This window comes from Nonomuraea fuscirosea, assembly GCF_003001935.1.
Lineage (GTDB): Bacteria > Actinomycetota > Actinomycetes > Streptosporangiales > Streptosporangiaceae > Nonomuraea > Nonomuraea fuscirosea.
In genome coordinates this window covers 367,291-380,287 of the sequence record NZ_PVNG01000003.1, presented here as the reverse complement: position 1 = coordinate 380,287, position 12,997 = coordinate 367,291, and the positions used below count along the sequence as shown (strand labels likewise).

The 12,997-nt window shown below is 71.9% G+C and carries 10 protein-coding genes; 5 read left to right on the top strand and 5 right to left on the bottom strand.

Annotated elements, in window-relative coordinates; genetic code table 11:
* Positions 1-60: 60 nt before the first annotated feature.
* Entirely contained in the window at positions 61-972 is a 912-nt protein-coding gene (locus tag B0I32_RS08805) for a lysylphosphatidylglycerol synthase domain-containing protein (protein WP_245955688.1), read from the bottom strand.
* The gene (locus B0I32_RS08800) at positions 969-1,796 is read right to left on the bottom strand and encodes a class I SAM-dependent methyltransferase (protein WP_106236625.1); all 828 of its coding nucleotides are present in this window, start codon (positions 1,794-1,796) and stop codon (positions 969-971) included. Before B0I32_RS08800 ends, B0I32_RS08805 begins: the two co-directional genes overlap by 4 nt.
* Before the next feature lie 94 nt (positions 1,797-1,890).
* On the opposite strand from B0I32_RS08800, the gene B0I32_RS08795 reads away from it, so the two are divergent.
* The 3 genes from B0I32_RS08795 to B0I32_RS08785 all read left to right on the top strand — a co-directional run bounded on the left by B0I32_RS08795 (position 1,891) and on the right by B0I32_RS08785 (position 5,127).
* Complete coding sequence (locus tag B0I32_RS08795; RefSeq protein WP_106236623.1) at positions 1,891-2,970, top strand: SPFH domain-containing protein; 1,080 nt, start codon at positions 1,891-1,893, stop codon at positions 2,968-2,970.
* Between the two features lie 111 nt (positions 2,971-3,081).
* The gene (locus B0I32_RS08790) at positions 3,082-4,158 is read left to right on the top strand and encodes a TFIIB-type zinc ribbon-containing protein (protein WP_106236621.1); all 1,077 of its coding nucleotides are present in this window, start codon (positions 3,082-3,084) and stop codon (positions 4,156-4,158) included.
* Positions 4,159-4,167: 9 nt separating this feature from the next.
* Entirely contained in the window at positions 4,168-5,127 is a 960-nt protein-coding gene (locus B0I32_RS08785; RefSeq protein WP_106236619.1) for a lysylphosphatidylglycerol synthase transmembrane domain-containing protein, read from the top strand.
* On the opposite strand, the gene B0I32_RS08780 is transcribed toward B0I32_RS08785, so the two are convergent.
* From B0I32_RS08780 to B0I32_RS08770, 3 genes are all read right to left on the bottom strand, one after another.
* Positions 5,028-6,089, bottom strand: a complete 1,062-nt coding sequence (locus B0I32_RS08780) for a glycosyltransferase family 4 protein (RefSeq protein WP_106236617.1) — start codon at positions 6,087-6,089, stop codon at positions 5,028-5,030. The genes B0I32_RS08785 and B0I32_RS08780 overlap by 100 nt on opposite strands.
* 2 nt (positions 6,090-6,091) lie before the next feature.
* The gene (locus B0I32_RS08775; protein ID WP_219911699.1) at positions 6,092-7,021 is read right to left on the bottom strand and encodes a glycosyltransferase family 2 protein; all 930 of its coding nucleotides are present in this window, start codon (positions 7,019-7,021) and stop codon (positions 6,092-6,094) included.
* A gap of 94 nt (positions 7,022-7,115) precedes the next feature.
* Positions 7,116-9,188, bottom strand: coding sequence for a glycosyltransferase family 39 protein (locus B0I32_RS08770; protein WP_106236614.1), 2,073 nt, complete (start codon positions 9,186-9,188; stop codon positions 7,116-7,118).
* A gap of 202 nt (positions 9,189-9,390) precedes the next feature.
* Between B0I32_RS08770 and B0I32_RS08765 the strand changes: the two genes are divergently transcribed.
* Positions 9,391-10,848, top strand: coding sequence for a hypothetical protein (locus B0I32_RS08765; RefSeq protein ID WP_245955687.1), 1,458 nt, complete (start codon positions 9,391-9,393; stop codon positions 10,846-10,848).
* Positions 10,849-11,106: 258 nt separating this feature from the next.
* Positions 11,107-12,759 (top strand): LCP family protein, encoded by a 1,653-nt coding sequence (locus B0I32_RS08760; RefSeq protein ID WP_106236612.1) that lies wholly within the window; start codon positions 11,107-11,109, stop codon positions 12,757-12,759.
* Positions 12,760-12,997 lie beyond the last annotated feature (238 nt).

Below are 12,997 nucleotides of genomic sequence, written 5' to 3'. Positions count from 1 at the left end.
ACTGGTCGTCCCCCTCTGATGTTCACCTTATGACCAGCCTCCCCTAAATCGTGGGCCAAATCACACCGAGTCGCGACGCGCTGCGATTCCCGCCAGGCCGGCACAGATCAGATCCCCCACGATGATGACGATCCTGGACGAAAGCGCCACCGCGATGGCGGCGCCCTGATCGAGATGGGGCGCCAGGATCGTCACCATGGCCAGCTCCCTGACCCCCGCGCCCGCCGGGATCACGAAGGTCAGGATGCCCAGGCACCACGACAGGGCGAAGGCCCCCACGGCGAAGACGAGGCCGCCCTGGGGCGCGACGAAATAGAGGTGCACGCCGTAGGCGATCCAGCCGGTCAGCGCCCAGCCGAGCGCCGTCAGCATGCCGCGCCTGGTCAGCGGCCGTTCGAGGGGCTCGCGCTTGAGCCGGCGCAGGGCGTACCCGATGACGGCGTTGATCACCTTGGGTTCGAGCAGGACCAGCAGCAGCGGGATGAACAGCAGCAGCCAGCCGTAGCGGTCCCAGCCGAGCGTGACGAGCGTGACCAGCAGGCCGGTGGCCAGCTGGATCGGCATCATCAGGAAGAACGCCGCCGCGCTGCGCGCGCGGGGCACGCCGAGGTCGCGGCCCATCTCCATCTGGGCCAGCACGGGCCAGATGGTGCCCGGGATGTATTTGCCGAGCTGGCCCACGAAGAACACCTTGGCCGCGGGCCGCGCGGGCAGCGGCGAGCCCAGGTCGGCCAGCAGCGTGCGCCAGGTCAGCATGGCCCCGAGCAGCGCGGCGACCACGGCCACCAGCGAGCCCGCCAGCGCCGCCGGGGTCAGCCGGGAGAACCCGGCCACCACGTCGTCCCACTGCCGGCCCACCGCCCAGGCGCCGAAGCCGAGCGCGACGGCCAGAAAGCCGTATCTGACCAGCCGGCGAGCCATGGGCCGGCGGCGCGGCACAGGCTCCACCGTGACGTCTTCTTCGGTGCTCACAGCGGGCGGACCAGCTCGGGCGGCTGCGGCAGCGCCGCGCCCACCGGCCGGCGCGGCGTCTTGGTCGCCACCCACAGGTACGTCGGCACCACCGGCAGCAGCAGCCTGAGCACCCCGCGCGGCGCCCGCGACAGCACCGCCTTGACCACCTTCCCCGGCATCCCGGGGAACAGCTCTCCTCCGGCGAATCGGGTGGGCGTGGCGAGCACCGGGAACGTGTAGTCCCACACGTGGAAGGCGCGCAACATCTTCCGCAGCCCGCGCCGCGTCCTGAACCGCTCGTAGTAGTGGTCGGCCCGCCCGGACGCGCGCACGTAGCGGTCGGCCAGCGCGGGCGGCAGGTAGGACAGGAACGGCAGCTTGTAGTGCGGCTCCATGATCCCGAGCCGGTTGCCCAGCCCCAGGTAGAGCACGCCGTCGTCGGACAGCACCCGGCGCATCTCGGCCACCACGGCGTCGGGGTCGACCACGTGCTCGTAGATGTGATTGAACACCAGCACGTCGATCGAGCCGTCGGGGAACGGCAGCGCCGTACCGTCGCCGCAGACGAACGCCACCCGCTCGCCGAACCGGTCGGCCGCCTTCCGCAGCCCCGGCACGTCGATGTCGATGCCCAGCGTGTGACCGGCCCCCGCGCCCGCCAGCTCGTCGGCGATGAACCCGGCGGAGCAGCCCACGTCGCCCACGGTCAGCCCGCCGAGCGGCCCGTGGAAGTGCTCGAGCACCGCGATGATCTTCGCCGCCTTCCGCCTGCGCTTCTCCTCGTCGAGCATGGCGGACTGGAACTCTGAGTATTCGAGCTGCGCGACCCGTTGCTTCACCACGGTTCCCCACCGTACCGACCTCCGCGCCCACTCCGACGTCAAACGCCTTTGGTACGGTGGCCGACCTGGCGAAACCAGCACGAACGGGGGCGTAGTGGCGCTGTTCGACAAGATCCGCGGCGAATTCATCGACATCGTCGAGTGGCTCGACGACAGCCGCGACACCCTCGTCTGGCGTTTCCCGCGCCACGACAACGAGATCAAGATGGGCGCCCGGCTGGTCGTGCGCGAATCGCAGACCGCCGTCTTCGTCAACGAGGGCCGGATCGCGGACGCGTTCCCGCCCGGGACGTACACGCTGGAGACGCGGAACCTGCCGGTCCTGTCCACGCTCAAGGGCTGGAAGCACGGCTTCCACTCGCCGTTCAAGGCCGAGGTGTACTTCGTCAGCACCCGCCAGTTCGCCGACTTCAAGTGGGGGACGCAGAACCCGGTCATCGTGCGCGACCCCGAGTTCGGGCCGGTGCGGCTGCGGGCGTTCGGCTCGTACGCGGCCAGGGTGACCGACGCCCCGGCGCTGCTGCGGGAGCTGGCGGGGACCGACCCGCGGTTCCGTACCGAGGAGGTGGAGGGTTACCTGCGCCAGCTGGTCATGGGCCGGCTCCCGCACGCCCTCGCCGGTGCCGGCGTGCCCCTGCTCGACCTGGCCGCCGGCCAGCACGAGATGGGCCGGCGGCTGGCCGTGACGCTGACCGCCGACCTGGCCTCGGTGGGGCTGGCGATCCCGACCTTCACCATCGAGAACGTCTCGCTGCCCGAAGAGGTGGAGCGGGCGCTGGACAAGCGGTCGCAGATGGGGATCGTGGGCGATCTGGGCGACTACGCCAGGTTCCAGGCGGCGAACGCGCTGGAGCACGCGGGCGGAGCCGCCGAGGGCATGGGGCTGGGCATGGGCATCGCCGCGGGCCGGCAGATGGCCGAGTCCCTGGCTCAGAGCCCCCGGCCGTCCCCGGCTTCCGAAGGGCCGCCGCCGCTGCCCGGCAACGAGCGCTGGTTCATCGGGGTGAACGGTGAGCAGCGGGGGCCGTTCGGCGCGGCGGAGCTGCCCGGCAACGGGCTCACGCCGGAGAGCCTGGTGTGGAAGACCGGCATGTCCCAGTGGCTCCCCGCCCGGGACGTGCCCGAACTCGCCACCCACCTGCGCGACACCCCACCCCCGCTCCCGCCCGCCTGACCTCGCCTCCCCGCCCGTCCGACCCGGCCTCCCGGCCAGACCTCCCGCCCGACCGACTCCTGTCCCCGCTCCCGCCCGCCTGACCCGTTCCGACCAGGAGCATGACCCGGGATGACCTCACCCGCCCAGACCCCCGCCCGTCCCTGCCAGGGCTGCGGCGCGAGCGTGGCGTTCGCTCCTGGCACCGCCGTCCTGCGCTGCCCGTACTGCGGTGCGGAGGAGCGCATCGCCGCGCCCGCCCGGCAGGTCCGCGAGTTCTCCTACGACGCCTTCACGGCCAAGCCGCGCGTCAGGGCCCTGGCCAGGCATCAGCTCAGCTGCCCGGGCTGCGGCGCCCGTACGGACAGCGACGCGCTGTCGCGGGCCTGCCAGTTCTGCGGCACCCACCTGGTGGCCGACGCGGCGCGGGACGACCAGATCGTCCCCGAGGCGGTGCTGCCGTTCGCCCTGGACCGGGGCGGCGCGCGGGAGGCGCTGCGCACGTGGGTGAAGAGCCGCTGGTTCGCCCCCAACCGCCTCAAGAAGGTCAGCGAGGCGGAGACGATGAAGAGCACGTACCTGCCGCACTGGACGTTCGACGCCCAGACGGTCTCCGACTACACCGGCCGGCGCGGCGAGCACTATTACGTCACCACCAGCCACACCGACGCGAACGGCAACCGGCGCACCCGCCGGGAGCGGCGGACCCGCTGGTACCCGGCCTCCGGCCGGGTGGCGCGCGGGTTCGACGACGTGCTGACCCCGGCGACGGGCCGGGTCCCGGCCGAGCGGCTGACCGCGCTCCAGCCCTGGCCGCTGGCGCACGCGCTCCCGTACGACCCGGCCTACCTCGCGGGGCACCACAGCCTGCGCTACGACCACGAGCCGCAGGCGGGCTTCGAGCAGGCCAAGCAGCTCATGGCCGAGGTCATCCACGGCGACTGCCGCCGCGACATCGGCGGGGACGTGCAGCGGGTGTCGTCGGTGCGGACGAACTACTCCGGCGTCACGTTCAAGCTGGTGCTGCTGCCGGTGTGGGCGGGCAACTACCTGTTCGCCGGCCGGACGTACCAGGTGCTGATCAACGGGGCGAACGGGGAGGTGCAGGGCGACCGGCCGTACAGCGCGGTCAAGATCTCGCTGGCCGTGGCCGCCGTCGTGCTGATCGTCGCCGTGGCCGTCTGGCTATACCTGGTGAACCACGCGTAACCTGAGCCAATGCTCCGCCGCCTGCTGCGCATCCTGCTGGCCCTGGTCGCGCTGGGTTTCCTCGGCTACGGGCTGGCCGCCAACTGGGACGAGACGACCACGGCCCTGGCCGCGATGTCGCCGTGGGCGGTGCTCGGCGCGTTCGCGGCGGTGCTGCTCGGCCAGTTCCTCATGCTGCTGGCCTGGCGGGAGATCCTCGCGGGGCTGGGCACGCGGGTGCCGGTGCGGATCGCCGGGCGGATCATGTTCGTGGGGCAGCTCGGGAAGTACATCCCGGGGGCGGTGTGGGCGTACGCGGCGATGATGGACCTCGGCCGCGACCACGGCAGCCCGCCGCGGCGCACGTTCGCCACGATCTCGCTCGGCCTCGTGATCAACCTGGGGGTGGCGATCTCGATCGCCGCGGCCACGCTGGGCACGCTGGAGGCGGTGCGCGAGGCCTGGTACCTGGTGCTGCTGGTGCCGGCGATCATCGTCTGCCTGCATCCGAAGGTGCTCACCTGGGGCCTCAACCTGGCGTTGCGCCTCGCGCGGAAGGAGCCGCTGGAGAGCGTGCTGCCGGGCCGCACGGTGGTCGTCGCGGTGGCGTGGACGGCGCTCGGCTGGCTCGTGTACGGCGTGCACATCTGGCTGGTCGCGGGCAGCTCCGACCTCTATCTGATCGCGACCGGCGCGTACGCGTTCGCCTGGGCGACCGGCATCCTCACGGTCGTGGTCCCGGCCGGCGTCGGGGTCAGGGAGGGCGCGCTGGTGCTCGTGCTCGGCCCGGTCATCGGCACGCCGGCGGCGCTGGCGGTGGCGATCGTGTCGCGGCTGGCGTTCACGCTGGCCGACGTGGCGGCCGCGGGCATCGCGTTCCTGCTGGGCCGTCAGGCGCCGAGCAGCGCCCCCGCGTACGCCGACCAGAACGGCTCTGGATCGACGGCCTTGACCCCCGACCGCAACCTCTCGGGTTCGCCGGAGGCGTAGAACCGCTCGATGGCCTCGCGCAGCGCTCCGGCGTCGCCCGGCTCGACCAGCAGCCCGTCCACGCCGTCGGTGACGTGGTCGGCCAGCGCCCCCACCCGGGTGGCGATCACCGGCACGCCGTGCTCGTGCGCGAGCCAGACGTTCTGGCTGGCCGTGGCGTTGCGGTAGGGCAGCACGAGCGCGTCGGCCGCGCCGAACAGCTCCGGCACGTCGCCGGCCGCCACGTATCCGGGCCGCAGCTCCACCCGCTCGCCCAGGCCCAGCTCGGCGATCAGCGCCTTCGTCTCGTCGAGCCCGCCCCAGAACTCGCCCGCGACGGTCAGCCCGACCCCCTCGGGCAGCGCGCGGAGCAGCAGGTCGAGCCCCTTGTACGGCCGCACGATGCCGAAGAAGAGCAGCCGCCGGTGCACCTCGGCCGACCGCTCCCCGGTCGTGGAGGGCAGGTGCGGCGGCAGCGCGGCCACCTCCACGGGCCGCCCTGTGAGCCCTCTGGCCAGCGCCGCCTGCTGCTCGGAGTGGGTCAGCACGGCGTCGACCCGCTTGAGCAGGGCCGTCATCAGCGGCCGGTCGTACGGCTTGCGCTCGTGCGGCAGCACGTTGTGGCAGAGCGCGACCGTACGGGTCTTCCGCCCGATCCCGAGCAGGATGCCCAGGTACGCCGGGACCTGCACCGGGCTCAGCACCGCCAGCACGACCAGGTCGGCCGAGCGCAGCCGCCGCCCGGCCGCCACCCAGCCGTCGGGCCGCCGCCAGTCGAGCCGGCGCGCGGTCTTCGGATAGGGCGTGCCCTCGGGCGCGGAGATCGTCTGCTGCCCCGGATAGAGGAAGGACGGGTACTGCGCCCGCCACGACTCGATCACCACGTCGTGGCCCAGCGCGGCGAGGCGGTGCGCCAGCTCGGTCGTGTGCTGCGCCCCACCCCCCTTGTACGGATACGTCGGGCCGACGATCGCGATCCGCAAGGTCACTCTCCCCGCGAGCGCACGATCAGGTCGGCCAGCAGCGCCACGGACCCGATGAGCATCCCGGACAGGAAGATCATCACGGTGTTGGCCGGGAAGTAGAAGGGGTGCTCGATCATGTCCCAGACGCCCTTCACGAACCCGATGCCCACCAGCCACAACGCCGGCGGCATGAGCACCTTGAGCGGGTTGAAGTACATGATCATCCGCAACACCTGGAGGATGTAGCGGTAGGCGTCGGAGACGAAGCTGAACTTCGACTTGCCGGCCCGCTTGGCGTACTCGGTCGGCAGGTAGTAGACGTCGTGCTGGTTCGACAGGAACGACAGCGTGATCGTGGTGACGCAGGAGAATCCGGGCGGCAGCAGCCGCAGGTAGGGCTTGGCCACCGCCTTGCGGAAGGCGCGCAGCCCGGAGTTGAGGTCGGGGATCTTCTGCCCGGCCAGCATCTCCGCCACCTTGCGGATCACGAACTTGGCGGGCACGCGCAGCAGCTTGTGCGAGCCCTCCTCGCTGGTGCGCGCCCCGACGACCATGTCGACGGTCGCGTCCTTCTCCAGGATCTGCACCAGCTCGGGGATGCGCTCGTTGGCGTAGGACATGTCGGCGTCGGTCCAGACGACGATCTCGCCCTTGGCCTCCTGCGAGCCGATGCGCCGCACGGTGCCGGCGCCGCCGTTGCGGTGGAAGGCGCGGATGCGCAGGTGAGGATAGTCGGGCGCGGCCTGCTTCAGCTTGGCCAGCGTGTCGTCGGTCGAGCAGTCGTCGACGGCGACCAGCTCGTAGGTGTAGCCGCTCGAGTCCATCGCCTTGGTGATGCGCTCCACCTCGTCGATGACGTGATCCTGCTCGTTGTAGCAGGGCAGGACGATCGTGACGTACGGCGCTTCTTCCACGGCAGTTCCACTCTTGGGGGTCTCAAGCGTGCTCACGGGGGTCGAGGTTACTCTGCCCAGCCGAAAGGCGAGTCCACATCGGCCTACCGGGAGCTCCCGATCGGGACATCTTCCAGTCTGGACCATGCGATCAGGCGACGGCCATCCACACGTTCATCCGCAGGGACCAGGTGGCGTTCGGGGCCTCGACGAGTGAGCGTTCGTCCTGGCGGGTGACCAGGCCGAGGATCTGCGCCGGGGTCCCGTAAGGGGAGACCTGGCCCTGTTCGGCTCCGAGCACGACCGGCACGCGCCCCGCCGCCCGCACCCGCTCGGCCAGCCGCCGCACCTGATCGGGCGGCGCGGTCTGGCCCTGGTCGGGCCTGGACACCTGCGCCGCCGGGAGGCCGCACATGCCGCGCACGACCTGGGTGAACCGGTCGGCGGTGACCCGCTCCACGATCAGCACGGAGGCGTCGCGCGGGATCCGCGCGCACATCGCCTCGACCGCCGCCGCCTCGCCCCGCTCGACCGGCGTGAACGCGGTGCCGATCGAGGTCACGGCCGGCGGCACGAGCACGAGCACGACGGTCAGCGCCGCTCCCCACTTGCGCACCAGCGGGCCGTGCCGGTCCGCCAGGACGTGCAGCCGGGCCAGCCCGTACGTGGCCAGCAGGATCAGCCCGGGGATGACGATCGGGACCAGGCGGCGGGCCGCCCACGGATGGTCGGGGGTGATCTCGGGGCGCAGCAGCGTCGTGACCGTGGTCCAGCCCACGACCGCGAGCGGCAGCAGCCACGCGAACGGCTCGCCGTCGCGCAGCAGCTTGCGGACCAGGAGGGCGGCGCCGAGCGTGGCCAGCAGCACGACGGGGACGCCGACGTACCAGGCGGCCCAGTGCAGGGAGTTCTCGAAGTAGAGGCGGGTGCCGTCGAGCGGCATGCCGTTCGCGCGCTGGATCTGCCTGATCATCTCGAACGTGCGCACGTCGTCCGGGTTGGCCGGCACCCGGGTCACGCTCTGGAACCAGGGGCGGGCGTACAGGAGCGCCATCAGCAGCAGCACCAGCCCGGCCCCCGCCGGGGGCGCCCACTTCGGCAGCCGGATCCTGGCCAGCACCGGCGCGGCGGCCGTGCCGGCCACGATCAGCACGAGCACGCCCGCGCAGATGAGCAGCAGCGGCCGCACCGAACCGGACAGATAGGAAAGATAAGGACGAGCCAGTACGTACGCCGCCAGCATCCCGATCCCGGCCCCGGCCAGCAGCCCCGCCAGCAGCGGCACCCCCACCGCACCCTGCGGCCGACCGCGCCGCCGCATCGCGATCAGCAGCCCCGCGAACGCCAGCACCGGCAGCACGTCGCGCAGCCCGTCCACCCTGACCAGCACGGCCAGCCCGAACACCAGCCCGGCCGGCAGCCCCCGCCACCAGGCCGGGCGGGCGAGCGCGTCGTAGGTCAGCGCCAGCCCGCCGAAGAGCAGGATCAGCGACGGGATCTCGCTGAACGTGGTGCGCGAGGTGTAGAGGATCGGCAGGCTCACGGCGAACGCGAGCGCCGCCGGCACCGCCCACCGCGCGCCCGACAGCCGCGCCACCACCCCCGCCAGCGTCAGCACGGCCAGCGCGCCCAGCACGGCCGGGATCAGGAACGGCGCCCCGAGCCAGTTGCCGATCGCGAACAGCAGCGGCGGGCCCGGCATGAACTGCGGCACCACCGCGCCGTTCTCGGCGTAGAAACCGACGCTCTCGAAGATCAGCTGCGGGTCGGGGCCGCCGAACGCCTCCACCTGGGTGGGAATGGGCAGGGAGCCGTGGCCGGCGATCCAGGCGGCGTACTGGGCGTAGGTGGCCGGGTCGCGCCTGACCGCGAGCTGCTCGCTGTGCATGATCGCGTTGAACGCCCCGGACGCCACGGCCACCGCCGCGACCCCGCCTGCCTGCCACCAGGTGGCCGCCGATCCGGCCGGCCCGGCGGGAACCGGCGCGTCCGCATGCCCGTCCTTCGAGCCACCCGGGCTCGGCGCTTCTGCGCGGCGGCCGAGGCCCCGGGTGCCCGCCCAGCAGAGCAGCGCCGCCGCGGGCACGCCGAGCAGCGTGGCGAGCGGCGGCGTGAACCGGCCGAGCAGCAGCAGCGGCAGGCCCGCGAGCAGCCATCCCGCCACGGCCAGAGCGGGCAGTACGGACAGCGCGGCGAGCACCCGGCCGGGTCGATCGACTTCCATGGCTGAGCGAGCGTATCCAACCCGGCACACCGCGTGCGCACGGCACCCGTCGATCTTGCCCCCGCCCCGGGAACACGCAGGTGGAACCGCCCGCGTCCGCCGGGTGAGCGCCTCATGCGGCTCGGGACCACTCCGATCACAGGTAGCGTACGGACCACGTGGCTGTGCGACGCGCCGGAGGAGCGGGAGGAACGTGCGGGTGATGTCGGAGGCTCGTGACGCCGAGCCCGCGAAGACCGGCCGCGGCCACCGGCTGCCGCGCGACCCCAGACCCTGGGCGAGACGGCACGGCTGGTTCCTGGCGGTGCTCGCCCTCGGCACCGCCCTGCGCGCGCTGGCCATGCTGGGCTACCGGCCCGCCCTGTGGTTCCCCGACACCTACACCTACGTCGTCACGGTCTTCAGACCGCGCCCCGACCTGGTGCGCCCGGCCGGCTACTCGATGTTCCTCAAGCTGCTGGAGCCGCTGCACGCCTTCGCCGCCGTCACGGTGGTGCAGCACCTGCTCGGCCTGGCCACCGGCGTGCTGATCTACCGGGCGGCGCGAAGGGCCCCGCGCTGGGCGGCGACGCTGGCCACGGTGCCGGTGCTGCTGGACGCGTACCAGATCGAGCTGGAGCACCTGCTCGTCTCCGACACGCTGTTCATGTTCCTGGTCGTGGCCGCCGTGGCGCTGTGCGCCACCCGCCGGCCGGCGACGGTGGCGGCGATCGGGCTGCTGCTGGCCGCCGCCACGCTGACCAGGACCGTCGGGCAGCCGCTCATCGTGGTGGTGGCCGCCTGGTTCGTGCTGCGCCGGCGGTTCAAACCGGCCGTCGTGCTGCTGGCCGCCGCGCTCGTGCCGATCCTCGCGTACGGCGCCTGGTTCCACGCCACCTACCAGCGGACCGGCCTGATCGGCGCGAACGGCGTCTTCATGTACGCGCGCACGATGTCCTTCGCCGACTGCGCCAAGATGGACCCGCCGCCCGACCTGGCGGTCCTGTGCGACCCGCGCCCGCCGGAGCGGCGGCCCCCGTCGCAGGAGTACATCTGGGCCAAGGACTCCCCGCTCGTCCTGCGTCCCGGCATCACGTTCACGAAGGAGAACGACGACCTGGCGGCCAGGTTCGCGACGCTGGCGATCACCAGCCAGCCGCTCGACTACGCCGCCTCGGTGCTGACCGAGCTGGGCCGCACGTTCACCTGGGGTCGCCCGGTCTATCCCGACCCCGAGATCTACGCCTACTACCAGTTCCCGGTGACGCCCCCCGGACCGCCTGGGCGCTATCCCGCGCAGGTCGGCGCCGAATATGCCAAGCTCTACGAGCAGGGTGCGATCGGTACGCGGATCGTCGAGCCCTACGCCGGATGGCTGCGCGCCTACCAGGATCTGGCCCGGCTGCCCGGCCCGGTGCTGCTGGGAGTCCTGCTGGTGCCGCCGGTGGCGGCGATCGCCCGCCGGCGCGGGGGCAGGCGTCCCGGCACCCGGCCGGCGGGAGCGCCGGCCTGGCTGGTGCCCTGGTCGGTGGCCGTGGTGCTGCTGGTCACCCCGGCCGCGGCCGCCGAGTTCGACTACCGGTACGTGCTGCCGGCCGTGCCCCTGGCCTGCCTGGCGGCCGCTCTGAGCATCAGACCGGAGCGCCGGCCCGGCTCCTCAGGCCGGAGCACCGGGGCCTGAGCACCGGGGCCTGAGCATCCGGCCGGTGCATCGGGCCTGACCGCCGGGCCTGACGATCGAGGACAGATCGGTGGCAGGAAAGAGTTTGGCGATGATATTCCACCCAATGTCCGGCTCTGAGTATGCTGTGCCGCGGAAACATCACACCCGGGTCACGGGCCGTTCCGCACGATCGGGCACGTGGCACGCCGTACGTGACCTAGTCTCGTGGCGCGGAGCGACCAAGCCGGCGGCGCAAGGAGTGAGGCTAGGGGGCGTATGAGTGACTACAGAGGCGTGCCGCCGGTAGTCGATCCCGTGCACGACCGCCGAGGTGCCCCGACGCAGCCGGGCAGCCGGATGGCCCGCCGGGCGGCCGCCGCCGCGCCGCCGCCCCCGCCACCGCAGGAGCGGCCCTCGCACGGGCACCGCTCGGGCGGCCCGGGCAGCGGCCAGAAGAAGATGCGCGTGCTGGCCTGGGTCAGCATCGGCCTGACCTCGGTGATGGTCGCGGGCACGCTGACGGCGTACACCCTCTACCGCGACGCCTTCGGCAACATCAACGAGAAGAGCGTCAAGGAAGACATCATCAACCCCCGCCCTCCCGACACGGGCGCGCTCAACGTGCTGCTCGTCGGCTCCGACACCCGGGCGGGCAAGGGCAACGCGCGCTACGGCCAGCAGCTGGCCCGCGAGGCAGACGCCGGCGGCAAGCGCACCGACACGATCATCCTCATGCACATCTCCCCCGGCCGGGACAAGGCGCGGCTGATCAGCTTCCCGCGCGACTCCCTGGTGCAGATCCCCAAGTGCAAGAACGAGGCCACCAAGCAGGAGATGGCCCCGCGCCGGGACATGATCAACTCGGCGTACAACTCGGGCGGCATCGCCTGCACGATCTCCACCGTCGAGACGCTGACCGGCATCCGGGTCAACCACTTCGTCGAGGTCGACTTCAGCGGCTTCAAGAACATCGTGGACGCGCTCGGCGGCATCGAGATCTGCCTGAAGTCGGGCGTCAACGACAGGGCCTCCAAGCTGGTGCTGCCGGCCGGCAAGAGCCTGCTCGACGGCGAGAAGGCACTGGGCTACGTACGCCTGCGCAAATACGGCGACGGCAGCGACATCCAGCGCATCAAGCGGCAGCAGATCTTCCTGAGCAAGGTCGTGGCCAAGGCGACCAGCAGCGACCTGCTCACCGACGTGGGCCGGCTGAGGGACTTCATCGCGGCGGCGGCCGGCTCGGTCACCATGGATCCCGAGCTGGCCAACGACACCGAGCAGCTCATCCAGATCGCGATGAGCGCCAAGGAGATGACCGCCGGCGGCGTCAAGTTCACCACCGTGCCCTGGGGGCCAGCCCCCGACGACCCGAACCGGGTGGTCTGGAAGGAACCGGACGCGACCGAGCTGTTCACCTCGATCAAGACCGACACCGAGCCCGTGCCCGGCCCCAGTGCCACCGCGAGCGCCAAGCCCAAGGTCGCGATCAAGCCCGAGCAGGTGAAGATCCAGGTGCTCAACGGCACCAAGACCTTCGGCAAGGCCCGCGAGGTCGCCGACGAGCTGGCCAAACAGGGCTTCAACGTCGTCGGGCTGGGCAACTTCGAGGCCCCGGGCGGCGTGAGCCTGAAGAAGAGCGAGATCCACTACGCCAAGACGATCGAGACGGCGGCCGACCACGCCGTCGCGCTGGGCGCCGCGGTGCTGCCCAAGCCGCAGGCCGCGTCGGGCAAGGTGGCGGCGACGAACGCGCAGTCGTACCTCGCCGCCAACCCCGGCACCACGGCGGGAGCCGGGGCGAAGAAGGGCACTCCGGTGATCCAGCTGGTGGTCGGCGAGGACTTCGAGTCGGTCAAGGTGACCAAGCTGCCCGACAGCGTCAACAACAGCACCATCACCGCCTCCGAGCAGAAGAACGTCTGCACCTGAGGCTCAAAGTTCGCTGTGTAACGGGCCGATCTGGGCCGCTGCGTGAGACAGGACCGGCGAGTGCGGGATAGTGTGTTTCGGGTCGGCGACGCAGCGCGACACGGAGCCGCAAGGGGTTTCCTGGTCGTGTTGCCGTCGTGTTCCCCGGACCCGAGCGAAGCTGAGCGACTCCCCTAGTGTCTGAGAGTAGATCCTCCCGACCGGTCACGCCCCCGCGGAGCCCCGAAGAGGAGGGCCC